This is a genomic window from Aeromonas sp. ASNIH5, assembly GCF_002902865.1.
Taxonomy (GTDB): Bacteria; Pseudomonadota; Gammaproteobacteria; order Enterobacterales; family Aeromonadaceae; genus Aeromonas; species Aeromonas caviae.
The window spans coordinates 1,475,478-1,501,018 of record NZ_CP026122.1 but is presented as its reverse complement, the minus strand read 5'-3'; the positions used below and the strand labels follow the sequence as shown (position 1 = coordinate 1,501,018).

At 64.5% G+C, this 25,541-nt stretch carries 20 protein-coding genes; 10 read left to right on the top strand and 10 right to left on the bottom strand.

The genetic code is table 11. The features are described from left to right. Positions 1 to 429: 429 nt before the first annotated feature. The gene (locus C2U30_RS06615) at positions 430 to 744 is read right to left on the bottom strand and encodes a hypothetical protein (RefSeq protein WP_010674057.1); all 315 of its coding nucleotides are present in this window, start codon (positions 742 to 744) and stop codon (positions 430 to 432) included. 285 nt (positions 745 to 1,029) lie between these two features. Between C2U30_RS06615 and dcuC the strand changes: the two genes are divergently transcribed. Further along, positions 1,030 to 2,406 carry a C4-dicarboxylate transporter DcuC gene (gene dcuC / locus C2U30_RS06610; RefSeq protein ID WP_103243458.1) on the top strand — a complete coding sequence of 459 codons (1,377 nt, stop codon included), beginning with the start codon at positions 1,030 to 1,032 and terminating at the stop codon, positions 2,404 to 2,406. A 137-nt stretch (positions 2,407 to 2,543) separates the two neighbouring features. Next, positions 2,544 to 3,683 carry a M20 family metallopeptidase gene (locus C2U30_RS06605; protein WP_103243457.1) on the top strand — a complete coding sequence of 380 codons (1,140 nt, stop codon included), beginning with the start codon at positions 2,544 to 2,546 and terminating at the stop codon, positions 3,681 to 3,683. 70 nt (positions 3,684 to 3,753) lie between these two features. Here C2U30_RS06605 and C2U30_RS06600 read toward each other — a convergent pair whose 3' ends face one another. From C2U30_RS06600 to asnS, 3 genes are all read right to left on the bottom strand, one after another. Then, positions 3,754 to 4,410, bottom strand: a complete 657-nt coding sequence (locus tag C2U30_RS06600; protein ID WP_103243456.1) for a hypothetical protein — start codon at positions 4,408 to 4,410, stop codon at positions 3,754 to 3,756. Between the two features lie 126 nt (positions 4,411 to 4,536). Next, positions 4,537 to 5,880: an anaerobic C4-dicarboxylate transporter gene (locus C2U30_RS06595; protein ID WP_041215561.1), complete on the bottom strand. Its 1,344-nt coding sequence runs from the start codon at positions 5,878 to 5,880 to the stop codon at positions 4,537 to 4,539. Between the two features lie 352 nt (positions 5,881 to 6,232). After that, positions 6,233 to 7,633 carry an asparagine--tRNA ligase gene (asnS, locus tag C2U30_RS06590; protein WP_039039869.1) on the bottom strand — a complete coding sequence of 467 codons (1,401 nt, stop codon included), beginning with the start codon at positions 7,631 to 7,633 and terminating at the stop codon, positions 6,233 to 6,235. A 240-nt stretch (positions 7,634 to 7,873) separates the two neighbouring features. Here asnS and C2U30_RS06585 point away from each other — a divergent pair, with 240 nt between their 5' ends. Next, positions 7,874 to 8,176, top strand: a complete 303-nt coding sequence (locus C2U30_RS06585; protein ID WP_010674063.1) for a hypothetical protein — start codon at positions 7,874 to 7,876, stop codon at positions 8,174 to 8,176. Here C2U30_RS06585 and C2U30_RS06580 read toward each other — a convergent pair. After that, positions 8,164 to 8,985: a HAMP domain-containing protein gene (locus C2U30_RS06580; RefSeq protein ID WP_041212690.1), complete on the bottom strand. Its 822-nt coding sequence runs from the start codon at positions 8,983 to 8,985 to the stop codon at positions 8,164 to 8,166. The two genes, C2U30_RS06585 and C2U30_RS06580, sit on opposite strands and share 13 nt — an antisense overlap. Before the next feature lie 135 nt (positions 8,986 to 9,120). Beyond that, complete coding sequence (gene bioA, locus C2U30_RS06575) at positions 9,121 to 10,395, bottom strand: adenosylmethionine--8-amino-7-oxononanoate transaminase (RefSeq protein ID WP_042882496.1); 1,275 nt, start codon at positions 10,393 to 10,395, stop codon at positions 9,121 to 9,123. 193 nt (positions 10,396 to 10,588) lie between these two features. Between bioA and bioB the strand changes: the two genes are divergently transcribed. The 5 genes from bioB to htpX all read left to right on the top strand — a co-directional run bounded on the left by bioB (position 10,589) and on the right by htpX (position 15,438). Beyond that, on the top strand, positions 10,589 to 11,677 hold the full coding sequence (gene bioB / locus C2U30_RS06570) for a biotin synthase BioB (protein ID WP_042016348.1): 1,089 nt from the start codon (positions 10,589 to 10,591) through the stop codon (positions 11,675 to 11,677). Then, complete coding sequence (gene bioF / locus C2U30_RS06565) at positions 11,674 to 12,870, top strand: 8-amino-7-oxononanoate synthase (RefSeq protein ID WP_103243455.1); 1,197 nt, start codon at positions 11,674 to 11,676, stop codon at positions 12,868 to 12,870. The genes bioB and bioF overlap by 4 nt, the downstream gene beginning before the upstream one ends. After that, entirely contained in the window at positions 12,860 to 13,663 is an 804-nt protein-coding gene (gene bioC / locus C2U30_RS06560) for a malonyl-ACP O-methyltransferase BioC (protein WP_103243454.1), read from the top strand. The genes bioF and bioC overlap by 11 nt, the downstream gene beginning before the upstream one ends. Positions 13,664 to 13,771: 108 nt before the next feature. Further along, positions 13,772 to 14,452 (top strand): dethiobiotin synthase, encoded by a 681-nt coding sequence (gene bioD / locus C2U30_RS06555; RefSeq protein WP_103243453.1) that lies wholly within the window; start codon positions 13,772 to 13,774, stop codon positions 14,450 to 14,452. Positions 14,453 to 14,565: 113 nt separating this feature from the next. Further along, the gene (htpX, locus tag C2U30_RS06550; protein WP_010674070.1) at positions 14,566 to 15,438 is read left to right on the top strand and encodes a protease HtpX; all 873 of its coding nucleotides are present in this window, start codon (positions 14,566 to 14,568) and stop codon (positions 15,436 to 15,438) included. An 80-nt stretch (positions 15,439 to 15,518) separates the two neighbouring features. Here htpX and C2U30_RS06545 read toward each other — a convergent pair whose 3' ends face one another. After that, positions 15,519 to 17,321, bottom strand: a complete 1,803-nt coding sequence (locus C2U30_RS06545; RefSeq protein WP_103243452.1) for a hybrid-cluster NAD(P)-dependent oxidoreductase — start codon at positions 17,319 to 17,321, stop codon at positions 15,519 to 15,521. Between the two features lie 351 nt (positions 17,322 to 17,672). Here C2U30_RS06545 and C2U30_RS06540 point away from each other — a divergent pair, with 351 nt between their 5' ends. Together C2U30_RS06540 and nifJ are read left to right on the top strand one after the other, a co-directional pair. Beyond that, positions 17,673 to 19,334 (top strand): NAD(P)-binding protein, encoded by a 1,662-nt coding sequence (locus tag C2U30_RS06540; protein ID WP_103243451.1) that lies wholly within the window; start codon positions 17,673 to 17,675, stop codon positions 19,332 to 19,334. Beyond that, positions 19,331 to 22,906 (top strand): pyruvate:ferredoxin (flavodoxin) oxidoreductase, encoded by a 3,576-nt coding sequence (nifJ, locus tag C2U30_RS06535; RefSeq protein ID WP_103243450.1) that lies wholly within the window; start codon positions 19,331 to 19,333, stop codon positions 22,904 to 22,906. Before C2U30_RS06540 ends, nifJ begins: the two co-directional genes overlap by 4 nt. A gap of 163 nt (positions 22,907 to 23,069) precedes the next feature. Here nifJ and C2U30_RS06530 read toward each other — a convergent pair whose 3' ends face one another. The 3 genes from C2U30_RS06530 to C2U30_RS06520 form a co-directional block, all read right to left on the bottom strand. Then, positions 23,070 to 23,285 (bottom strand): YdcH family protein, encoded by a 216-nt coding sequence (locus C2U30_RS06530; protein ID WP_005313020.1) that lies wholly within the window; start codon positions 23,283 to 23,285, stop codon positions 23,070 to 23,072. Between the two features lie 276 nt (positions 23,286 to 23,561). Continuing rightward, complete coding sequence (locus tag C2U30_RS06525) at positions 23,562 to 24,152, bottom strand: hypothetical protein (RefSeq protein WP_039039859.1); 591 nt, start codon at positions 24,150 to 24,152, stop codon at positions 23,562 to 23,564. Positions 24,153 to 24,163: 11 nt separating this feature from the next. After that, complete coding sequence (locus C2U30_RS06520; RefSeq protein ID WP_010674075.1) at positions 24,164 to 25,510, bottom strand: MATE family efflux transporter; 1,347 nt, start codon at positions 25,508 to 25,510, stop codon at positions 24,164 to 24,166. Positions 25,511 to 25,541: the final 31 nt, after the last annotated feature.

Here is a 25,541-nt window from a genome sequence, read left to right as displayed (position 1 = left end):
CTCTTACAACAAAAACAGCTCGCAGTTCTTGATGCCATAGAGGGTGGTGGCCATGGGGGATCCTTTGTCTGCGGGCCGGCGGCCCTGAAATCGTGCAAGGTCCCGATTCTGGCATTGTGGCCCCCCCATGGCAACGCTCATGGCCGGATGGGCTGGTTTTACCAGTCAGGCCGAGTGGAGAAGGGAGGGGGCCGCGCGCCAGAACACGCTGGTCTGTGACGGGGTAGGCTGCGGTATCAAAGGGGGAGACCGGGGGGGGGGAGGCCCTTATGCTGCACACCTGGCCGGATAGGACGACAGGGGGCAGGGCGCCTCACAGGGAAGCACACCTGGCCGGATGGGCCGCTGGGGCCGGGGAAGGGACGGCGGGGGCCAAAAACCAGAACGCGCCTGCTGGTCTGGGCGCGTTCCGGATTCAGGGGGCGGCACTCAGTGCAGGGTGGTCCACTCATGATCGAAGACCCGTGCCCGCTCCCAGGGGGCATCCGGCAGGCTGGAGGAGAGGCCGGCGTACTTGCCCACGTCATCCATCACGATGGCGGAGAGAATGGGCAGGTGATTTTCGGTGCAATACATGCGGATGCGTTGCAGCAGGGTGCGCAGTTCATCCTGGCACTGCTCCAGCCCGGCCTGCCTGGCCAGTTTGGAGTAACGAATGGTGGTGCGTTCCTTTGCAGACTCGACGAGGATGTCCCACAGCTTGCAGTCGCAGGTCGGGGTGCCTGCGGTGGCTTGGTTTGTCATAACTCTCTCCGGTGCGAAATGGTCGCTCTGTGTCGACGGGCATCTTGGCCAGTTCACCCCGGCGGGATGTTGATCCAACGCAAACAAAGTGGCGGTTGTCGGTCAGGGATACCCTGGGGAGCATTCTAGATCCAGTTCCTTGATGTTAAATGTCGTTTTTAATTTTATTTTCGGAATAAAAATCTACAACCGTTTGCTTTTTCCATCTTTATTGATGGTGTTCAAGAGGAAAGGGGAGATCCACCACTAGATTGCGCTTCTCGATAATCTTGTCAGGAGTGCACCTTGGAACTCGTCTTCGTCTTGCTCGTGCTGATCGCCGTGGTCTACGGCATCATCAAGGATTACAACCCGCAGGCGGTGCTGGCGCTGGCGGGCATGGCCCTCTTCACCGTCGCCTACTGGCTGGGATTGCACCCCATTCTGCCCGCCGACAAGAGCACCGGCTTCGCCCTGTTCGACCTGTTCGAGGTGTTCAAGGGGATCTTCTCCTACCGTGCGGCGGGCCTTGGCCTCACCATCATGGCGGTGGCGGGCTTTGCCACCTACATGTCCCATATCGGCGCCTCCCAGGCCCTGGTGCGGGTGGCGGTCAAACCGGTGGCGGGCATCCAGTCCAGCTACCTGATGCTGGCCATCTGCTATCTGGTTGCGGTCTTCGTCTCCCTGTTCGTCACCTCCGCCACCGGCCTCGGCCTGTTGTTGATGGTCACCATGTATCCTGTGATGCGCAACCTCGGCATCAGCCCGACTTCCGCCTGCGGCGTCATCGCCACCTCCCAGGCGTTCGAAATCGGCCCGACCCAGACCAACGCCATCTTCTCCGCCGGTCAGTCCGGCATGGATCCCACTAGCTACTTCGTCGACTACCAGATCTGGCTGGTGGCCCCCATGTTGCTGGTGACCATGGTGCTGCACTTCTTCTGGCAGCGGCACTGTGACCGCCAGGAGGGTTGGGATCCGGCCCTGCATCGCGGCGAACACGCGGAGCTTGACGAAAAAGGGGCAGACGAGGTGGCCGCGCCAACCTGGTACGGCCTGCTGCCCATCATCCCCTTCGTGCTGATGATGACCTTCTCCAAGCTGCTGGTGACCAGCATCAGCGTCAGCGTGGAGGTGGCCATGCTGCTGTCGGTCTTTATCGGCATGCTGTGCGAGCTGCTGCGCACCCGCTCGGTGCGCACCGCCTTCGCGGGGCTGTCGAGCTTCCTCGACGGCATGGGCAAGGTGTTCGGCCCCGTGGTGGCGCTGATCGTCTGTGCCGAGCTCTTCGCCGAATCCCTCAAGGCCATCGGCGCCATCGACACCCTGCTCCATTCGGCCAGCAATGCCGGCATCGGCAGCGGCCTGATGACCCTGGTGATGGTGGGGCTCATCATGGTGGCGGCGGTCATCATGGGCTCGGGCAACGCGGCCTTCCTCAGTTTCTCCTCCCTGGCCCCCGCCGTGGCGGCCAAGTTTGGCGTGCCGGCGGTGACCATGCTGCTGCCGATGCAGCTCGCCTCCAGCATCGGTCGCACCGTCTCCCCCATCGCGGCGGTGCTCATCGCCTGTGCGGGCATCGCCAAGGTCTCTCCCTTCGTGGTGGTCAAGCGCACCAGCGTGCCCATGGCGGGGGCCCTGGTGACGGCGCTGCTCCTCAACTATCTGCTGTTCATGTAAAGGCTCTGGTGTAGAGGTGGCGGCCAGTTGATCCACGCTGGCCGACCGCCGTTGACGAGGCGGCGCCGAGTGCCCGCCCACTCTTATCGTTGCAAAAACAGTCTGTGTTTTACGCAGATTGTTCCATAGAGAAGACAATGAACGATCTCAAGCGCCCGTTTTCACTCGATACCTATCTGGCGGAGCTGGCCCCGCTCATCAACCTCGACTGCGGCACCCGCACCCCGGCCGGGGTGGCCCGGGTAGCCGACATCATGACCGAGAAATATGAAGCCATCGGCTGGCAGGTGACCCGCCACCAGTTCGCCGCCGAGTGCGGGCCTTGCCTCGAGGCAACCAATGCCCCGGGGGCGGAGCACTACGATGTCATGCTGGTGGGCCACATGGACACCGTCTTCCACGAGGGGACGGCGGCCAAGCGCCCGCTGAAAATCGAAGACAATCAGGCGTTTGGCCCCGGCGTCTCGGACATGAAGAGCGGCCTGCTCTCCACCTGGTATGCCTTGAAAGAGCTGGACCCAGCCGTGCTGGCCAGGCTCAGGGTGCTGGTCTGCTGCAACTGCGACGAGGAGATAGGCTCTCCCTGGTCCAAAGATTGGCTGGTGGAGAAGGCTAGACAGAGCGGCTGCGTGCTGGTGGCCGAGGCGGCGCGCCCGAGCGGGGATCTCATCAGCGCCCGCAAGGGCAATGCCAAGTACCGCATCACCTTCCACGGCAAGGCCTCCCATGCGGGCTCGGCCCTGGCACAAGGGATCTCCGCCATCACGGAGCTGGCCCACTGGGTGCTCGCCATCAACGAGCAGGTCAACATGGAGACCGGCACCACCATGAACGTGGGGGTGGTGCAGGGGGGCACCGGCGTCAACGTGGTGCCCGACTTTGCCGAGGCGATCGTGGATTTGCGCTTCTGGCGCAACGAAGAGGCGCAGGCGGTGCACGACCGGCTCACCTTCATGGCCAACAACCCCTTCCTCGCCGGTTGCCGGGTCGAGGTGGCGCGCCAGAGCTTCAAGCCCGCGATGCGCCCGAGCGGCGACACCGAGGCCCTGATGGCACTGGTGGAGGCGGCAGGCAGGGAGGAGGGAGTCCCCTTCACCTGGCTGGAGGCCGGTGGCGGCTCCGATGCCAACTTCACCGCGGCCGCAGGCGTGCCGTCCCTCGATGGCTTCGGCCCCATGGGGGGCGGCTTCCACTCGGAGGGGGAGTTCCTGCTGCTGGAGAGCATCGAGCCGCGCATCCGCCTGCTTAAGCGGGTGCTGGGCAAGCTGGCCAAATAGGTCAACGTTAAGGACAAGCAAAACGGGAGGCCAGCGCCTCCCGTTTTTTATGTGTCGCCCTCGTGAGACGTCATTCCTCGTCCTCCAGCAGATAGGCGAGGTGCTCCTGGCGCGCCACCTGCCAGTGGCCGAGCGTCAGCGGCGCCGCAAACCCGGGGCCGTCGGTCACCATGGTGTGGTACTCCCCCTGCTCGCCGCAGGCATCGAAGCCATCCCGATCCGCCAGTTGCTGTAGATCGCTGAGGGTGCCAGCATCGAGCCTGCGCCCCACCCACTCGGGGGCCAGTACCCGGGTATCGACGCAGGAGAAGTGGGCGACGATGCCGCGGGCCAGCATGTCCGCCAGCAACGCCTCGCGGGGTTGTTGCCAGAGCGGGGTGTGAACGGTGAGCCCCAGGGGGCGACAGCGCTCGCGGATCCAGTTCGGCGCGCCCCCCACGCTGTCGATGTCGCCGGTGACGACCCCATCGAGTTGCCACTCCTCTTTCAATGCCGCCAGCGCCCGCTCGTAACCGAGATCGAAGGGCGCCTCGATGGTGACCAGCCGATGGGGCAGTGCGAGGGCCGCCGCCTGACGGCGAACCTGTGACAGGGGATGGGCGAGAAAGCGGGGCGCTGGCGGGGCAAAGGTGATCAGGGCCACCACCTGATGGCCCGCTTCCCGGGCGTGGCAGAGGGCCTGCATGGCATCTTTGCCGCCGCTCCAGAGCAGGATGACGCGAGACATGGGGGATTTCCGCAAAGAAAAGAGGGGTCATGCTACCCAGAGTGGAGGGCGATGGCAAAGCGCGGGCCGGGGATGCGGGGATAAAAAAGCGGCTCCCACGGGGGAGCCGCTCGCACTGGATGCCTGTTACAGCAGGATGCTGGTCAGGATGAAGCCCAGGGTACAGGAGGTCACCACCCCGATGAGGCCCGGAATGATGAAGCTGTGGTTGATGATGAACTTGCCGATGCGGGTGGTGCCGGAGCGGTCGAAGCCGATGCAGGCGAGATCGCTCGGGTAGGTCGGCAGCACGAAGTAGCCGTAGCTCGCCGGCAGGAAGGCGATGAGCAGCTTGGGTTCGACCCCCAGCGCCAGCCCCATGGGGGCGATGGCGGTGAGCGCCGCGGCCTGGCTGTTCACCAGCTTGGAGATGAGGAAGAGCACCAGGGCGTAGGTCCAGGGCTGGGCCTGTACCACGTGGGCCAGGGTCTCCTTGAGCAGCGGCATGTGGGCCTGGAAGAAGGTTTCGCTCATCCAGGCGACCCCGAACACGGAGAAGATGGCGACCATGCCCGCCTTGAAGACGGCGCCGTTGGCAATCTCCCCCGGCTTGACCTTGCAGCGCATCAGGATGATGGCGCCGGCGATCAGCATCATCATCTGGATCACCAGGTTCATGGAGAGGGGGCCCGTCTTCTCCTTGATGGTGAAGACGGGGCGCAGCGCCTCATCGGCCCCCAGCAGCACCACGGCAGCGATGGCGGCGAAGAAGATCCAGGTGGACCAGTAGGCCTCTTTCGGGAACTTGGTGTTGAGCAGGGTTTCACCACCGCCGTAGATGAAGTCCCGCTGGGCAGGGTCCTTGATCTTGGCCTGGAACTCCTCGTCCTTGTCCAGATCCTTGCCGCGGCGCAGGCTCCACAGGGCCGCCATCATGACACCCATGAGAGAGGAGGGGATGGCGACCATCAGGATGTCGAGCAGACCGTAGGCCTGACCCACGCCGTGAGCCGCCGCCAGGATGGAGACCATGGAGACCACGGCCACCGAGACCGGCGAGGCGCAGATGGCCATCTGGGAGGCAACGGACGCCACTGCCATGGGGCGCTCCGGGCGGATGTTCTTCTGCAGCGCGATGTCGGCGATGATGGGGAACATGGTGTAGACCACGTGGCCGGTGCCGCACAGGAAGGTGAGGGTCCAGGTAGTGAGCGGCGCCAGCAGGGTGATGTACTGGGGGTGACGGCGCAGCAGACGCTCGGCCACCTGCATCATCAGGTTGAGACCGCCGGCGGTCTGCAGGGTGGCGGCGCAGCCAATGACCGCCAGTATGGTCAGCATCACTTGCACCGGCGGCTCGCCCGGCACCAGGCCGAAGACGAAGGTCAGCAGGAACAGACCAATGCCGCTGATAAGACCCAGCCCCATGCCCCCGAAGCGGGTACCCAGTAGCAAGCAGCCGAGTACCACCAAAAATTCCATCAAGATCATTCCATTACCTCGTGTGTTTTATCCATGTCCCCATCGGCCAGCTGCCCGGGATCCGCTGTCATCAATTACCCCTGAAGGGTTAATGGATATTTTGTCACCCCTAAAGGGGTAAAAAATTGCGTTGCTTCAACAACCGGCTTTTTTCCGATTTAAGTGCATAAAAACTACGGTTCAGCCCTTGAACAGGGGACCGCTTCCTGGCGCACACCAGATAAATGGCGGGAAAGATGGGGGAGCGCACAGGGTTTGGAATGCAAAAGGCGGGAATAACGGGGGCGGGAAGAGCGAGGCAGGCATAAAAAAGCCGACCCCGGGGGGTCGGCTTTTGCACGGTGCGAGTGGGCGGGTCGCCTTAGAACTCTGCGGTGCGGGGAGTACGGGGGAAGGGGATCACGTCGCGCACGTTGCCCATGCCGGTCACGTAGACCACCAGGCGTTCGAAGCCCAGACCGAAGCCGGAGTGGGGCACGGTGCCGTAGCGACGCAGATCGCGGTACCACCAGTAGTCTTCCTTGTTCAGACCCATCTCGGCCAGACGGGCATCCAGCACCTCGAGACGCTCTTCACGCTGGGAGCCGCCGATGATCTCGCCGATCCCCGGGGCCAGTACGTCCATGGCGGCAACGGTCTTGCCGTCGTCGTTGAGGCGCATGTAGAAGGCCTTGATGTCCTTCGGGTAGTTCTTCACCACCACCGGGGACTTGAAGTGCTCCTCGGCCAGGTAGCGCTCGTGCTCGGAGGAGAGATCGATGCCCCAGGAGACCGGGAACTCGAAGCTCTTGCCGCAGTTTTGCAGCACGTCGATGGCGTCGGTGTAGTCAATCTGGGCGAAGTCGGAGGCGACGAAGCGCTCCAGACGGCCGATGGCGTCCTTGTCCACGTGCTGGGCGAAGAACTCCAGATCGTCGCGGCGCTCGGTCAGCACGGCGTTGAAGACGTACTTCAGCATGGCTTCGGCCAGGGCGGCGTTGTCTTCCAGATCGGCGAAGGCCACTTCCGGCTCCACCATCCAGAACTCGGCCAGGTGGCGGCTGGTGTTGGAGTTTTCGGCGCGGAAGGTCGGGCCGAAGGTGTAGACCTTGGACAGGGCGCAGGCGTAGGTTTCGACGTTCAGCTGGCCGGACACGGTCAGGAAGGTCTCCTTGCCGAAGAAGTCCTTGTCGTAGTCCACCTTGCCTTCGGGGGTGCGCGGCAGGTTTTCCATGTCCAGGGTGGAGACGCGGAACATCTCGCCGGCCCCTTCAGTGTCGGAGGCGGTGATGAGGGGCGCCGCGATCCAGAGGTAGCCCTGTTCGTGGAAGAAGCGGTGAATGGCCTGGGAGAGGCAGTTGCGCACCCGGGTCACGGCACCGACGATGTTGGTGCGGGCACGCAGGTGGCCCTGCTCGCGCAGGTACTCGATGCTGTGGCGCTTGGCAGACATGGGGTAGGTGTCCGGATCTTCGACCCAGCCCACCACCTTGACCTCGGTGGCCTGCAGTTCGAACGCCTGGCCGCTGCCCTGGGACTCGACCACGGTGCCGGTCACTTCGACGGAGCAAGCTGTGGTCAGACGTTGCACTTCATTCTCGTAATTGGCCAGGGTATTGGGGGCGACGGCCTGCACCGGATGGAAGCAGGAGCCATCGGAAACGGCCAAAAATGAGATCCCCGCCTTGGAATCGCGGCGGGTCCGGATCCACCCTTTCACAGTCAGGGTGGTGCCGACCGAATACTTACCGGCCAGCACATCAACTACGGATGCGTGCGTCATCGAAATATTGTCTCCAGCTTGTTCTTGCAGCGCTATTTGCAACACTAGGGGTCTGGCCCGGGCGCAGTTGGCCCACCATGGCAGACTAAGCCGTTCATCTTACCCGCGCAGGTTTGATAAACAAGCAAAAATGTCGGACCCTTGCGGGGATTTCCCCATGCATCGTGCATGGATCATGGCGGCTGGACGGGGGTGAGGGTGAAGGAGCGCAGGCGGGGGCCGGATGGCTGGATACGGGTGTTGCAGGGGCTGGTGATCCTCTGCTGGGGCGGCTTTGTCGCCCTGCTCTCCCTCTATCACTTCGCCCGGCCAGAGGTGGCTTACGGCTTTCTGGTCTATGGGGGCGTCAAGGTGCGCCAGAGCTGGGACCCCCTGCTTACCCCCTGGCTGGAGCGTGGGCTCTGGGGTTGCTGCCTGCTGACCCTGGTGGTGCTGGTGCTGGCCCGTGGCCGCAGCCGTCGGCAGGAAGATGCCCGCCACGTCAATCTCTTCATCCTGCTGCTGATCCTGGTGGCCTGCCTGCTGCTTTACTACCGGGGCTGAGGGCGGTCGCCGTCATCCAGCCCCTGAGAGGCGGGGCGCTTGCCTATCTGGCGCTCCACGCTGTCGAGCATCTGGTTGTAGGCGAGCGCCACCCGGCCAATCTCGTCCCCTTCATCCCCCTCCAGCCTGTGGCCGAAGTCGTTGCGATCGGTGGCCTCCTCCATGGAGCGGGTCAGCTGGTTGAGGGGGCGGACTATCCAGGTGCGGATGACCCAGAGGGTGAGCAGGAGTCCCAGCCCGAAGATGAGGGTGAGACTCAGGGCCGAGGTGAGGATGTTCTGCTCCACCCGGGTAAACAGGGTGTCGAGGGAGTAGTCAAAACGCACCGCTCCCAGCACGGTGTTTTCCGGCACCTGGTGGCAGCTGGTGCAGTCGGTACCGCGAAAATCCTTTCTGGCCAGCAGCGGGCGGGTCACCACCAGCCGGCTGTGCATGCCGTCATGTTCTACCTCCAGGCTCCCCTTGCCCGCCAGCGCCAGGGCATCAAACCTGTCCTTCGGGGCCTCGACGTCACGGCCCGGCCCGTACTGCTTGTTGACCGCCGCCCCGCGCACGATGCGGGCATCTTCCACGTGGGCGTGATCGAGAAACTTGGCGCGCAGGGTGTCGCGGGCGTCCATCTTGCCAGTCAGCATCAGCATGTTGAGGCCATCGAAGTAGGCCTCGGTCTGCTCGCGGCTCTGTTCCTTGATGAGGGTCAGGATGAGGTCACGCTCGCGCACCGCCTGATAGGCCGCAGAAAACACCAACACCATGGAGAAGATGAAGAGCAGGAAGAAGTTGATCTTGGCAGCAATGGAGAGGCGCATGGGACTGGTACATCTGTTGGGTAAAACCCGCGCAGTCTACTCTCCTCGCCGGACGGGTTTTGGTGTCTTGCTCACATTCTGATGAAAAAGCGCCAAAAGGCCCTGCGTTCTCATGCAGGGCCCGTTCAGCCGGACTCAATATTCGCCGCTGGTGATGGCCTCGTGGATGGCGCCGGTCAATACCCGCAGCTCTTCAGGGGTGATGACGAAGGGGGGCATCAGGTAGATGAGCTTGCCAAAGGGACGGATCCAGGCGCCCAGCTCCACGAACTTGCGCTGGATGCGCGCCACGTCCACCCGCTCCTTCATCTCCACCACCCCGATGGCGCCGAGCACCCGCACATCCGCCACCGCTGGGTGCAGGGTCAGCTCCACCAGTTCGGTTTTGAGTTGGTGTTCGATGGCTTGCACCCGCGCCTGCCACGGGGAGGCGAGCAGCAACTCGATGGAGGCGTTGGCCACCGCGCAGGCGAGCGGGTTGCCCATGAAGGTAGGGCCGTGCATGAAGACGCCCGCCTTGCCGTCACACACGGTGCGAGCCACATGCTCGGTCGTGAGCGTGGCCGACAGCGTCAGATAGCCACCGGTGAGCGCCTTGCCCAGGCACATGATGTCGGGGCTGATCCCCGCCCAGTCGCAGGCAAAGAGCTGGCCTGTGCGGCCAAAGCCGGTGGCGATTTCATCTGCTATGAGCAGCACGCCGAACTCGTCGCACAGGGCGCGCACCCACTGCAGGTAGCGGGGGTGGTAGAAGCGCATGCCGCCCGCCCCCTGGACGATGGGTTCTAGCACGATGGCGGCAATTTCCTCGTGATGATCCGCCACCAGGGTGGCCAGCTCCACCACGCTCTGCTCGTCCCACTGGGCGTGGAAACGGCAGCTTGGCGCTTCGACGAAATGGTGTTCGGGCAGGAAGCCCTGGTAGAGCTCGTGCATGCCGCCATCGGGATCGCACACGCTCATGGCGCCGAAGGTGTCGCCGTGATAGCCGCCCCGAAGGGCAACGAATTTGGCGCGGGGCGTCCCTTTGGCATGCCAGTACTGCTGGGCCATCTTGAGGGCCACCTCCACCGCCACCGAGCCGGAATCTGCCAGAAAGACCCGATCCAGCCCCTTCGGGGTGATCTCCACCAGTTTGCGGCAGAGCTCGACCGCCGGGGCATGGGTCAGGCCGCCAAACATCACGTGGGACATCTTGCCGAGCTGGGCGGTGGCGGCTGCGTCCAGTTCCGGCACCTGATAGCCGTGAACGCAGGCCCACCAGGAGCTCATGCCATCCACCAGCTCGCGCCCGTCCGTCAGGGTGAGGGTTACCCCTTTGGCGCTGGCCACTTCATAGCAGGGCAGGGGATGGGTGAGGGAGGTATAGGGGTGCCAGACGTGGTGCAGGTCGAATTCTTGATTGGTCATTTTGTGTTCTGTTGTCAATTAATTTGATCTGGTCGGTGTTGACAGTCTACGCGTGCTCTCTACACTAGCCAACAATTTCAGCCACTTGGCTTCGCGAACGCCCTGGCATCGCGCTGTCCAGCTGGCGGGTCTTGCGGCGAACGCTCTCTTGAGCGCGGCGCAGGATCCCACCAATAACAACCGGAAGCCATGTATGAATGCTCTCACCGCGGGTGCCCACACCCTTCGTCACGACTGGACCCTGTCCGAGGTTCAGGATCTCTTTGCCCTGCCATTCAACGATCTGCTGTTCCAGGCCCAGACGGTGCACCGCGCCCATTTCGACCCGAACGAGGTGCAGGTAAGCACCCTGCTCTCCATCAAGACCGGGGCCTGCCCGGAAGATTGCAAATATTGTCCCCAGAGCGCTCGCTACCACACCGGGCTCGAGACCGAGCGGCTGATGGAGGTGGAAAAAGTGCTGGAGCGGGCCCGGGAGGCCAAGGCCAACGGCTCGTCCCGATTCTGCATGGGGGCGGCCTGGCGCAACCCGAAAGAGAAGGACATGCCCTACATCCTGCGCATGATTGAAGAGGTGCGCGGGCTCGGCATGGAGACCTGCATGACGCTGGGGATGCTGACCGCCGATCAGGCGGCGCGTCTTGGGGCTGCGGGGCTCGATTACTACAACCACAACCTCGACACCTCGCCGGAGTTCTACGGCGACATCATCACCACCCGCACCTATCAGGACAGGCTCGACACCCTGGAGCATGTGCGCGGCGCCGGCATGAAGGTCTGCTCCGGCGGCATCGTCGGCATGGGGGAGCAGGCGAAAGACCGTGCGGGCCTCCTGATGGCGCTCGCCAATCTGCCGCGCCACCCGGAGAGCGTGCCCATCAACATGCTGGTCAAGGTGAAGGGGACGCCCCTGGAGAACCAGGAGAACCTGGACCCGTTCGAATTTATCCGCACCATCGCCGTGGCGCGCATCATGATGCCGGCCTCCCACGTGCGCCTCTCCGCCGGGCGGGAGAAGATGAACGAGCAGATGCAGGCCATGTGCTTTATGGCCGGGGCCAACTCCATCTTCTACGGCTGCAAGCTGCTGACCACCCCCAATCCGGACGAGAACAGCGACATGCAGCTCTTCAAGCGCCTTGGCATTCGCCCCGCCCAGCGGGCCCAGAAGCCGGATCAGGTTCAAGAGGAGGAGCTGCTGGCCGAGGTGAACCGCCAGAGCGAGCCGAGCGAACTCTTCTACGATGCCACCCGTTCCCGCGCAGATGTCCTTCGTCCATGATGACGCCCGTTGTTACCGGCCCCTTTGCCCTGGGGGAGGCGCTGGCCGAGCGTGAACAGGCCACCCTGCTGCGCCGACGCACCCCGGTGGATGTGGCGAGCGGTGGGCGGATCCGGGTCGGGGGGCGTGATTACCTCAACGTCTCTGGCAACGACTACCTGGGCCTTGCGGGTCACCCCGCCATCAAGGCCGCCTTCACGGCGGGGGTGGCGCAATATGGCGCAGGGGCAGGCGCCTCGCCCCTGGTGACCGGTTACAGTCGCGCTCACCAGCAGCTGGAAGAGACGCTTGCCGACTGGCTCGGCGTGGAGGCGGTGCTGCTGTTCAACTGCGGCTTCTCCGCCAATCAGGCGGTGCTCAAGGCGCTGCTCGGCAAGGATCACCTGCTGTGGCAGGACAGGCTCAACCACGCCTCCTTGCAGGAGATGGGGAGCCAGCTCCCCTGCAAGATGAAGCGCTTCGGCCACAACGACATGGCGGCCCTTGAGCGGCTGCTTGAGCCAAACCGGGGCCTGATCGTCTCGGAAGGGGTCTTCAGCATGGACGGGGATCAGGCCCCCTGGGCTGAGCTGGCCACACTCGCATCCCGAAGCGGCAACTGGCTGATGATTGACGATGCCCACGGCCTCGGCGTGCTGGGTGCCGAGGGGCGCGGCACCCTGGCGGCCCAGGGGGTTGCTCCTGCCAGCGTGCACATCCAGATGGGGACCTTCGGCAAGGCGCTCGGGGTGGCCGGCGCCTTTGTGGGTGGCAGTCGCGAGCTGGTGGAGTACCTGGTCAATTTTGCCCGCCACTATGTCTACAGCACCCATATGCCCCCCGCCCAGGCGTGCGCCGTGCGCCAGAGCATCGAGCTGGTACGCGTAGCCGACGAGGCCCGTGCCCACCTGGCTCGCATTGTCGCCCGGTTCCGGCAGGGGGCGCAGGCGCTCGGCTGGCGGCTTGGGGCAAGCGATACCCCCATCCAGCCGCTGCTGGTGGGGGAGAGCCTCGCTGCCCTGCAACTGGCCGAGCGGCTGCGGGAGTGCGGTGTCTGGTCCGGCGCCATCCGCCCGCCCACGGTGCCGGTCGGCACGGCGCGCCTTCGCATCACCCTGTGCGCCGCCCATGGCGAAGATGACGTGGATCGCCTGCTCGAGGCCCTGGGATCCCGCCCATCCACTGACGAGAGAGGGGGCGCCCATGGTGCATGAGCGTTTCCAGTCGGTGGACAAGGCGCAGCTCGCCCGCCGCTTCGGGGCGGCGGCCCGCCACTACGACGCCCACGCCCGCTTCCAGCAGGAGGTGGGGCAAATGCTGCTGGCGCGCATGGACGAGGGGGGCGTGAAAGAGGTGCGCTCAGGGGCCGGGCTGGATCTGGGCTGCGGCACCGGTTTCTTCCTGCCTGCCCTGGCGCCGCGCTGCGAGACGCTGACCGGGCTGGATCTCGCTCCCGGCATGCTGGCCCAGGCGGCCCTTCGCGGCAGCGGAGCCCGCCTGGTGTGCGGCGATGCGGAGGGGCTGCCCTTTGCCGACCAGAGCCTGGACTGGGTTTTCTCCAGCCTGGCCCTGCAGTGGTGCGAGCGGCCGGCCCAGGCCTTTGCCGAGCTCAACCGGGTGCTCAAACCCGGTGGACAGGTCTTCTTCTCGACCCTGCTTTCGGGGTCACTGTGGCAACTGCGGGAGGCCTGGCGGGCCGTGGATGGTCGTGACCATGTCAATCGCTTCCTGACGTTGCCCCAGTTGCAGCAGGCGGCCCGTGACGGGGGCTTCGAGGCCCCGGCACTCTGCCCGCTGACCTGGTCCCTCGCCTACCCGGCGCTCAGCGGACTGCTGCGCGACCTCAAGGGGATAGGCGCGAGCCAGGTCAACGACGAGCGGTCTGCGGGCCTGGGTCATCGCCAGCGCCTGGTGCGACTGGGGGAGGCCTACGAGCGCCACCGTCAACCGGACGGCCTGCTGGCCGCCAGCTACGAGGTCTGCCTCGGGCGCCTGGTGCGGCGCTGACACAAAAAGACCCGGCGCACCCACCCCTTCAGCGGCAGGACGCGCGCCTGCCTTTCACCATGGATATCGGGGCGCCTCTGCGCCCCTGCACTGCATCGAGGAATCATCATGGGGACATCCTATTTCATCACGGGCACGGACACCGACGTGGGCAAAACCCTGGTGGCCCGCACCCTGTTGCTGGCGCTTGCCGCCAGAGGCATTCGCTGCGCCGGGTACAAACCGGTGTCGGCGGGCTGCACCCGCACCCCGGAGGGGCTTCGCAATCTGGATGCCTTGCTGTTGCAGCGGGCGGCCACGGTTGCGCTGCCCTACGAGCAGGTCAATCCCTATGCCTTCGAGCCGCCCATCGCCCCCCATATCGCCGCCCGTGAGCGGGGGGCGAGCATCCCCTTCGAGGGGCTGTCCGCCGGCTTGCGGGAGATTGAGGGAGCTGGGGCCGAACTCGTGATCGTCGAAGGGGCGGGGGGCTGGTTCCTGCCGCTGGATCATCAGCGTCTGCTCTCGGAGTGGGTCGCCCAGGAGCGGCTGCCGGTGATCCTGGTGGTGGGGGCCAGGCTGGGCTGCCTCAACCATGCCCTGCTCACCGTCAGCGCCATTCGCCAGCAGGGGTTGACCCTGGCGGGCTGGGTCATCAACCGGGTGGATCCGCACATGAGCCGCTACGAGGAGAACCTGGACACCTTGAAAGCCATGTTGCCGGCCCCATTTCTGGGGGAGCTCCCCTTCGTGGACGCGGTGAATGAGGTGGATTTGCACCACTGTCTCGATGTGTCGCCCTTGCTCTGAGGCCAGACATTCAGCAAACATTCATCGAGTCTGTCTATTATCTGGGGCAAGTGTGGCATCGGTCGCCCCTGGGGCGCGCCGAACCATGCATCCATATCTCACAAGGAGTCAATATGAAGCGAATTATGCTATTCCTGGTGACCAACCTGGCCGTCATGCTGGTGCTGGGGGTGGTACTCAATATCCTGTTCTCGGTTCTGGGGATCAACAAGTCCAGCATTTCCGGTCTGTTGGTGTTCTGTGCCGTGTTCGGTTTTGGGGGTTCCTTTATCTCCTTGCTGATGTCCAAGTGGATGGCCAAGCGCAGCTATGGCGTCCAGGTCATCGAGCAGCCCCGCAACGAGACCGAGCACTGGCTGGTGAGCACTGTGGCCCGTCAGGCCCGTGAGGCTGGCATCAAGATGCCGGAAGTGGGGATCTACGACTCTCCCGAGATGAACGCGTTTGCTACCGGTGCCCGCCGCGATGACTCGCTGGTGGCCGTCTCCTCCGGCCTGCTCTACAGCATGAGCCGCGATGAGGCGGAAGCGGTGCTGGCCCACGAGGTGAGCCACGTGGCCAACGGCGACATGGTGACCCTGACCCTGATCCAGGGGGTGGTGAACACCTTCGTGATGTTCTTCGCCCGCATCGTGGCTGGCGTTATCAGCAACTTCTTCAGCTCCAACAACGAGGAAGAGAGCAGCAGCACTGGCGGTTTTGCCTACATGATCACCGTGTTCGTGCTGGAGATGGTGTTTGGCGTGCTCGCCTCCATCATCGTCATGTGGTTCAGCCGTCAGCGTGAGTTCCGCGCCGATGCCGGTGCCGCCAAGCTGGCCGGCCGCGACAAGATGATCGCCGCGCTCCAGCGTCTCGCCCGCGGTGCCGAGCCGCAGATGGAGGGTTCCATGATGGCGTTCGGCATCAACGGAAAGCGCTCCATGAGCGAGCTGTTCATGAGTCACCCGCCCATCGAGCAGCGCATCGCAGCCCTGCGTGGCTGATAGCCAGTCATCTAAAGAAAACGGCTGCCCTCGGGCAGCCGTTTTGCATTCCGGGGACGGGTTTTTGCCCCCCGATCACCCTATTTGATCACCAGATCCGTCAGGGGCACGGCGCAGCAGGCGAGGATCTTGCCCTCGGCCCGCTCGGCGGCGCTGATGGCGGGGGCATCGGGGTGATCTACCTCGCCCGAGACCAGGGTCTGCTTGCAACTGCCGCAGATGCCGGCACGGCAGCTCCAGGGCAGCTCTACCCCCTGCTTGTTGGCCTGATCCAGCACGGTGCCCTGGTTGTTGCCCGCAAACTCCCGCTCGCCGATACGCAGTTGCACCGCCTGATGGGGGCGGGCCACCGAGAGCAGGGCCCCGCCAAAGCTCTCCTGGCGGATGCGCCCGGCCGGTACGCCGAGGGCGGTCAGCCGGTTGGCTGCATCGGCCATGAAGCCGTGAGGGCCGCAGATAAACACCTCCCGTTCGGTGAGCTGCTTGACCTGTGCGAGGTGCTCATCGCCGAGTCGTCCCTTGAGCCCCTGCCAGTGTTTGTCAGGCTGGCTCAGGATCAGGGTGAGGGTCATTCCCTGCTGCGCCATGGCGTGCAGCTCGCTGGCGGCAGGAATGTCTGCCTCGCTGCGGCACAGGTGCATGAAGTGGACATCATCGAGCTCCCCCCGTAGTGCCAGAGTGCGGGCAATGGAGAGCATGGGGGTGACACCGGATCCCGCCGAGAGCAGCAGCAGCCTGCGCTCGGACCCTAGGTGAAACTCGCCGGCCGGGGGCGCGGCCAGCAGGTGATCGCCCACGCGCAGCTCATGGTGCAGCCAGGGGGAGAGGCGGCCATCGGCCAGCTTCTTGACGCTGATGCTGTAACGCTCGGGCCGCTCCGGCGTGGAGCTCAGGGTGTAGCGGCGTTGAACCCGTGTGTTTTTGATATCGAGGCTGATGGGCAGGTGCTGGCCAGGCAGGTAGTCGGGCAGGGGCTCGCCGTCGGCGGCCTCGAACCAGAAGGTTTCCAGATCCCGGGCCAGGGGTTCCCGGGCGACGCACACCAGCTCCCGCTTTTTCGGGGCCGCGTTGGGGTAGACCGGCGCCCGGGCCCGCTCCAGCACCTCGATCTCGCTGCCCGCTTCAATCCACCCCTCGTTCAGGGCCACCAGATTCTGGCCGAAATAGACCTCACCATCTTCGCCACGGCGGTAGCGGGTGAGGGTGGCCAGCGGCTCTTTCAGGGCATTGAAGCGCTCCGTGCCGGCCTCCACCGTGGTCATGATGCAGCGGCTGCACGGCTTGTCCACCCGAAACTCCACCTCGCCGATGCGGATCCGCTTCCAGCCATCCTCCTCGAAGGGGCGGGTGCCGCTCGCCACCAGGTTGGTACGAAACTGGCTCATCTGGTGCAAGGCATCGGATCTCAGGTTGAGATCCTCAAGGGAAGCCTGGCTGATGAGCAGCAAGGGGTAGCCGTCTGCAAAGCTCACCCGGGTGCCGGTCTTCTCCCGAAAACGATCGGATGCCTCCCCGAGCCAGAGCAGGCGCACCGGCTCCCTCGCCACCCGGCTCAGCCACTCATCGGCTTCGGGCCCGGTGTGCAGGGCGGTAAAGCGATCCCCCCAGACACCGGTGTGCTGAGGGGCGCGACTGAACGCCGCCTCCATGAGAGCAAGGGGGGGCAGACCCGGATAGCGCAGTTGCAGCCCCCCCTCGACGGGGGTGGCCACCACCTGCTGCAACTGGGGATGGGTGCGGGCGGTGATAAAGGTGCCATCCGGTTTGACCACCATGTAGCGGCGATCCCCGGCAAGTCCCTCCTGGGTCACCTGGGCGCGCTCCAGCGGCATGTCTGCCGTCGATTTGATGGGGTAGAGATGTATGCTGGCGAGGGTCGGCATGTCCTGGTCCTTGTGCTGTGGCGATTCCTGTGAAGAGGGGAAGATAACGATTCCTGTCCCGGGCGGCAATCTTCTCCTGCTGCCCATGTCGAGGGCGGCGAGGGGGCTCGGGCGACAGGCCCGAATGGCTGCGGGGTGTGACGGGGATCCGGTTGTGAAGGGGGGCGACCCATAAAGCGCAACATTTTTTGATCCTGATCCACCATGTCGTACAAAAAACGGCCCATCATCGGGCCAGCTTCCAGTTTCTGACGCTTTCGCTTCTTCCCTCTCCGGCCACCGTCTGCCCAGGCAAAACGGTATCAAGCGCATTCGGATGGGGCCTGTCACACAAAAAGAAGAAAGCAATGTATGAGCAAACAACTGGATATGACCCCACAGCCGGATCTCTCCCAGAAAACGGGAACAGGCCCGGTCCGCACTCGGCTGCCCGTCTGGCGGCCGGCCCTGCCACCCTGCAATCACGCCTGCCCGGCCGGAGAAAATATCCAGGCCTGGCTCTCTTTGGCGCAGGCCGGTCGATTTGAGGCGGCCTGGCAACGATTGATCGAAGAAAATCCCCTGCCTGCAGTCCACGGGCGGGTCTGCTATCACCCCTGCGAGAGCGCCTGCAACCGTGGTCAGGTGGATGAGTCCGTCTCTATCCATGCCATCGAGCGTTTCCTCGGCGACGAGGCGCTGGCCCGGGGCTGGCAGCCTGCGCCCCCCGCACCCGCCAGCGGCAAGAAGGTGCTGGTGATCGGTGCCGGTCCCTCCGGCCTCGCCTGCGCCTGGCACCTCAATCGGCTCGGCCATCAGGTGGAGATCCGCGAAGCGGGGCCGCTGGCCGGCGGCATGCTGCGCTTCGGCATTCCCGCCTACCGCCTGCCCCGCGACGTGCTGGATCGGGAGGTGGCCCGCATCGTGGCGGCCGGGGTGACCCTGACTCTCAACCACAAGGTGGAGGATGTGCTGTGCGAGCGCGACGAGGGGGGCTTTGACGCCGTCTTCATGGCCATCGGCGCCCATCTGGCCAAGCGGGTCGACATTCCGGCCCGGGAGGCAGGCAAGATCCTCGATGCGGTGAGTTTTCTCGAACAGGCCAGTCTGGCCGAAGAGAAAGGCTTGCCGCCGCCCAAATTGGGACGGCGGGTAGCCATCTACGGCGGCGGCAACACCGCCATGGACGCGGCCCGTACCGCCCGTCGCCTCGGTGTGGAAGAGGCGATGATCATCTACCGCCGCGACCGCGATCATATGCCGGCCCACGCCTTCGAAGCCGATGAGGCCGAGGAGGAGGGGATCAAGATCAACTGGCTGCGCACCATCCGCCAGCTCGACAGCACCAATATCGAGGTGGAGGTGATGGCGCTGGATGCCGAGGGCAAGCCGGTGCCCACCGGCAAGTTTGAAACCCTCGAAGCGGACTCCCTTATTCTGGCGCTCGGTCAGGAAGTTGATTTGAGCGTGCTGGAGAGCATCCCCGGCGTGCGGGTCAACAAGGAGGGAGTGGTACAGGTTGGCGAGAACCTGATGACGGACGTGCCGGGTCTGTTTGCCGGTGGCGACATGGTGCCCTCCGAGCGCACCGTCACCATCGCCACCGGCCACGGCAAGAAGGCGGCGCGCCACATGGATGCCTGGCTGCGTGGTCGCCTCTATCACAAGCCGCTCTCCCATTTGCAGGCAGGGAAGCCGCTGGTGGGGCCGGAGCAGTTGCAGCTCTGGTTCCAGACCCAGGCGCCGGCCAGCAGCCAGCCGGTCAAACCGCCTTCGGCGCGGGACGACTTTGGCGAGATCATCGGCGGGCTGGATGAGGTGGCCGCCCGCTACGAGGCGGCGCGCTGCTACTCCTGCGGCAACTGCTTCGAGTGCGACGGCTGCTACGGCAGCTGCCCCGAGCAGGCCATCGCCAAGCTGGGGCCGGGTCTGGGGTATCAGGTGGATGCCGAGCGCTGCACTGGCTGCGGTGCCTGCCACGACCAGTGCCCCTGCCACGCCATCGAGCTTCGCCAACCGGAGGAGTCCCAATGAAACATGAACTGATCATGGTTGACGGCAACGAAGCCGCGGCCCGGGTGGCGTACCAGCTGAGCGAAGTGTGTGCCATCTATCCCATCACCCCGAGCTCGACCATGGCCGAACTGGCCGACGCCTGGGCGGCAGAAGGGCAGACCAACCTCTGGGGCAACATCCCCACCGTGGTGGAGATGCAGAGCGAAGGGGGAGCGGCTGGCACGGTGCACGGCGCCCTGCAGGCGGGGGCGCTCGCCACCACCTTCACCGCCAGTCAGGGGCTGATGCTGATGCTGCCCAACATGTACAAGATCGCAGGCGAATTGACCTCGGCGGTGTTCCATGTGGCGGCCCGATCCTTGGCGGCGCAGGGGCTCTCGATTTTTGGCGACCATCAGGACGTGATGGCGGCGCGCAGCACCGGCTTTGCCATGCTCGCCTCCGGCTCGGTGCAGGAGGCGCAGGACCTGGCTTTGGTCGCCCACAGCGTCACCCTGCAATGCCGGGTGCCCTTTATCCACTTCTTCGACGGCTTTCGCACCTCCCACGAGGTGAACAAGATAGTCGCCCTGCATCGGGATGAGATCCGGGCCCTTATCGACAACGACTGGGTGCGCGCCCACCGTGCGCGGGCGCTCAACCCGGATCATCCGGTGATGCGTGGCACCGCCCAGAACCCGGACACCTATTTCCAGTCCCGCGAGAGCGTCAATCCCTTCTACGAGGCGGTGCCGGCGCGGGTGCAGCAGTGCATGGAGAGCCTCGGCGAGCTGACCGGCCGTCACTACCGGCTGGTGGAGTACCACGGCGCCCCGGATGCCACCGACGTCATCGTGCTGATGGGCTCGGGGGCGGCCACCGCCCGCACGACGGTGGATTGGCTCAACCGGCAGGATCGCAAGACCGGGGTCTTGGTGGTGCGCCTCTATCGCCCCTTCCCGGTGCAGGCGCTGCTCGATGCCCTGCCCGCGAGCGTTCGCCGCATGGCGGTGCTGGATCGCACCAAGGAGCCGGGGGCAGGCGGCGAGCCGCTGCTGCTGGATGTGCAGAGCGCGCTCATCGATGGCTTGCAGCGCGGCCTTATCAAGCGGCTGCCCTGGCTGAGCGGTGGTCGCTACGGCCTCTCTTCTAAGGAGTTCACCCCCGCCATGTGCGCGGCTGTCTTCGAGGAGCTGGCATCCGATGCGCCGCGCCCGCGCTTTACCGTGGGGATTGTCGATGATGTGTCGGGCCTCAGTCTGGCATGGCACCCCATAGGCGATCTGGAGCCCGCCAGTCGGGTACGGGCGCTCTTCTTCGGCCTCGGTGCCGACGGCACTGTGGGCGCCAACAAGAACAGCATCAAGATCATCGGCGAGCTGGAGGGCTTCCACGCTCAGGGCTACTTCGTCTACGACTCCAAGAAGTCGGGCTCGCGCACCGTCTCCCACCTGCGCTTTGGCCCCGAGCCCATCGACGCCCCCTGGCTTATCGAGCAGGCGAGCTTTATCGGTTGCCACCAGTGGGGGTTTGTCGAATCGGTGGACTTGCTGGAGCACGCAGCGGAAGGGGCGACCCTGCTGCTCAATGCTCCCTATGAGCCTGACCGTGTCTGGGCCGAACTGCCCGAGCGGCTGCGTGCCCGCATCCGTGCCCTCGATATCCGCCTCTATTGCATCGACGGCGATCGGGTGGCCGAGCGTAACGGCATGGGCAATCGCATCAACACCATCATGCAGACCTGCTTCTTTGCCCTGGCCGGAATCTTGCCGCGGGACGAGGCGATCGCCCTTATCAAGGAGAGCATCGAGAAGAGTTATGCCCGCAAGGGGCCCGAAGTGGTCGAGCGCAACTTCGCGGCGGTGGATGACACCTTGGCCCATCTCCATCAGGTGGCCATCCCGGCCGGTGAGGAGCAGATCAGCGACTATCCGCTGCCGCTGGCACCGGGTGGCAGCGAATTTGTCCAGCGGGTCACAGGCCCGATGCTGGCGGGGCGCGGCGATCGCATCCCGGTCTCCATGCTGCCGGTGGATGGCACTTACCCCACCGCCACCAGCCGCTTCGAGAAGCGGGATATCGCCCGCGAGATCCCCATTTGGCACTCCGATATCTGCATCCAGTGCGGCAACTGCGTCTTTGTTTGCCCCCATGGGGCGCTGCGGGCCAAGTTCTACCATCAGGACTGGCTGGCGAGCGCCCCCGAGGCGGCGCAGTCGGTGCCCGTTACCGCCAGGGGCTTCCCCGACAGCCGCTACACCCTGCAGCTCTATCCGGAGGATTGCACCGGCTGTGGCCAGTGCGTGCAGGCCTGTCCGGTGCGGGCCGGGGCTGATGAGGAACACGAGGGCGAGCGCGCCATCGCCATGATGGACAAGGCGCCGCATCTGGCTGGTCAGAAGCAGGCGCTGCGCTGGTTCGAGAGCCTGCCGTGGCCTGCTCGCGAGCGGGTGGATTTCTCCACGGTGCGCGGTGCCCAGTTCCTCGAACCCCTGTTCGAGTTCTCCGGCGCCTGCGCCGGCTGTGGCGAGACCCCGTACCTCAAGCTGCTGACCCAGCTGTTTGGGGATCGCATGCTGGTGGCCAACGCCACCGGTTGCTCCTCCATCTACGGCGGCAACCTGCCGACCACCCCCTGGGCCAAGAACGGTGAAGGGAAGGGGCCGGCCTGGTCGAACTCATTGTTTGAGGACAACGCCGAGTTTGGCTTTGGCTTCCGTCTCACCGCCGATCAGCATCACGGTCAGGCGGTGGCAGCCTTGCAGGCGATGAAGGGGGAGATCGGGGTCGAGCTGGTGGAGACACTTGTCAGCGCCCCGCAGCGGCTGGAGTCGGAGATCCGCGCCCAGCGTACCCGGGTGGCGCAAGTGCGCGAGCGGCTGGAGGAGGTGAAATCCGGCAAGGCTCGCGAGCTGCTCTCGCTTATCGATCAGCTGGTGCGCCGCTCGGTCTGGATCATCGGCGGCGATGGCTGGGCCTATGACATCGGCTCGGCGGGGCTCGATCACGTGCTCGCCTCCGGCCGCGATGTGAACGTGCTGGTGATGGATACCGAGGTGTACTCCAACACTGGCGGCCAGATGTCGAAATCGACCCCGCTCGGGGCCGTCGCCAAGTTCGCGGCGGGAGGCAAGACGCTGGCCAAGAAGGATGTGGCGTTGCAGGCCATCTCCTACGGCAACGTCTATGTTGCCCGCATCGCCTTTGGTGCCAACCCGCAGCAGGCGCTGCAGGCCTTGCGGGAAGCGGAAGCCTATCCGGGCCCGTCGCTTATCATCGCCTACAGCCACTGCATCGCCCACGGCATCGACATGGAGCAGGGATTGGCCCAACAGAAGCGTGCGGTCGATTCGGGCCACTGGCCGCTGATGCGCTACAACCCGGTACTGCGCAGCGCCGGGCAGAACCCCTTCAGCCTCGACAGCCTGCGCCCCTCCATCCCCCTTGCCGAATATCGGCAGCAGGAGACCCGTTATAGGGTGCTGGCCCAGAGCCATCCACAGGAGGCCGAGCGGCTGATGCAGGTGGCGCAACAAGTGGCGTGGCAGAAGTGGGCCACCTACGAGGAGATGGCCACCCGTGAGGCCAGCCATTTCCATCCGCCGGTGTGATGGTTGGGTTAACTCTGCATAAAACGAAGCGGGCCACTGGCCCGCTTCGTTTTCCGGTGCCAAGGGAAGTGGCCGTTGCCGCGCCTTGGGGCGGCCAACAAAAAGCCCGGCGTCGGGCCGGGCTGGCAGGATAAGTTGCTTATCCAGGTATTCGTCGAGGCGTCTAGTGTGGATGTTGTTTGAGGATGTCGTATATCTCCTCTTTCAGTTTAAGTTTCTGTTTTTTCAGATCCTTCACCTCGGAGCTGTAGTCGCTGGCGTGGTGTTTCTCCAGCTTTCTGATCTCCGCATCCAGGTCGTTGTGCAAGTCAAACTTCTTCTGGAAATGGACATCACTGCTCTTCAGTTTCGAGATGAGATCTCTGTACTCCGGAAACATGTAATGAAGCCTCCTTGTTGTCGTTTGATTGTGCCTGCAAGACCAAAGTACCCCTTACTGCCGGGGAGAAACGTGATCCCGATCCAATTCGGGGCCACGGAATTGCTGCATAAGAAGGGTGATTTTTAACTGTTTGAATTACATGATGATTGCCTACTGACCCAGGGACAGCAGAGGAAAGAAGCGGGATCCGCTTCACATTCGGGAGAGGGGGTCTGCAACGGGGCGGGCAACAGAAAGGGGCGCGAGGCCCCTGACTGGAAACGGGTGAGCCGTTTACTCTTTTTTCTTTTTCTTCTCGGGCAGGGGCTTGCCGTCTCTGGCAATCACCTTGCCCGCCTCGAAACCGATCTGCGCCGCCAGCTCTTCCAGATCCGGCGCCTTGGCCTCGTTGCCGATGGCGTACTGGTAGTTGGCGATGGAGATCTTCTCCGCCACCGGTGTGCCCGGCACGATGGGTTCGCGCCAGCCCTGACCGATGTGGGCCACCAGGGTGCCGTTCATGATGAGCTCGCCGACGATCTCCTGGGTGGGGATGCCCTTGCCATAGGTGAGGCCCTGCGGGTGCTTCTTGCCGACCAGGGGCTCTTGGCTTGCGGGCATCAGCTTGGTGCGGATCAGCCACTTGGGCGATTTGGTTTTGCCCACCGCCTTGCCGGTCTGGTACTCGTTGATCTTGATGGTCTTGATCATCTGGGCCGTGAACTCCTTGGTCAGGGCCTTCTGGGCTTCGCTGGTCTCGTCGATGACGATGGGGGCCACATACCAGGTCTGGGGAGCCTGCGCCTTGGGGGTCGCCGGGGCGGTTTGCGCCATGGCGAGCGGGCTGAGCAGGATGGCCGTCAACAAGAGTCCGATTTTCTTCATGGTGATTCCGCTTATGTTTCAACAAGAATTTTGTTTTGCCAGCGACGACTGCGCCAGCGCCAGAACATGGCCAGACCGCGCACCCACTCGTCGCAGGCGAGGGCCAGCCAGATGCCTACCAGGCCATAGCCCTGCATGATACCAAGGAAATAGGCCAGGGGAACGGCAATGCCCCACATGGAGACGAGCGCCATGTAGAGCGGGAAACGGGCATCCCCGGTGGCGCGCAGGGCGTTGATCACCACCAGATTGAAGGTGCGACCGGGTTCGAGGATGAGGCTGATGAGGAAGAGTTGCGCCACCTGGGTGATGATGTCGGCGTCGTCGGTGAACAGGCTGATGATGGCGCGGCCGTTGAGGGCGGCGGCGATGGCGATGGCGGCGGTGACGATGAGGCCGAGTTTCAGGCTCTTCATCAGTTGGCGATAGGCCTGATCGAAGCGTCGGGCCCCCGCCAGGTGGCCGATGATGATCTCGTTGCCAAGGCCGATGGAGAGGCCGAACAGCAGGATGAACAGGCAGATCTGGAAGAAGTAGGACTGGGTCGCCAGCGCCTTGTCACCGAGCAGGCCGACGAAGGCGGTCACCACCATGAACTGCAGCATCCAGGAGAGGTTCTCCCCCGCCGCCGGCAGACCGATGTGCAGCACCTTGTCCAGCATGGCGCGGCTTGGGCGGACGATCTCGGGCAGACGCAGCCGGATGCCGGTCTTGCGCGCCACCAGCCACACCAGCAGCACCACCCCGACGATGCGCCCCGCCACCGTGCTGATGGCGACCCCGGCGACCCCGAGTTGGGGCAGGCCGAACCAGCCGTAGAGCAGCAGCAGGTTGCCGACGAAGGTGATGAGGTTGACGATGAGGGTCACGTACATGGCCTGGCGGGTGTGTCCGTGGGCACGCAGGGTGGCGGCCAGACAGAGGGCCGCCGCCTCCGGCAGCAGGCAAAGCCCGATGATCTGCAGGTAGAGGCTGCCGTCGCTCATCAGGTGGGCAGGCAGGTTCATCAGCGCCAGCATAGTGCCGGCCCCCGCCATGACGCCGACCGCGGCCACCAGTCCCACCAGCAGGTTGAAGCCGATGGCGGTGTGGATGACGACGCGGGCTTTTTCCTTGTCTCCCGCCCCCAGATACTGGGTGATCACCACGCTGGTGCCGATGCTGACGAAGCTGAACAGGGTGATGGCGAGATCGAAGACCTGGTTGCCCACCGCGAGGGCCGCCACCCCCTGATAGGAGACGTGGCCCACCATGAAGGTGTTGAGGGCCCCGGTCAGAAAGTGAAGGGCCAGATCGATGAACAGTGGCCAGGTCAGGGCGAAGAGGGAGCCCGGGCCCGCGTGGGATTGAGTCTGCATGGGATATCCAGGTGCTGGCGATGGCCCTCGT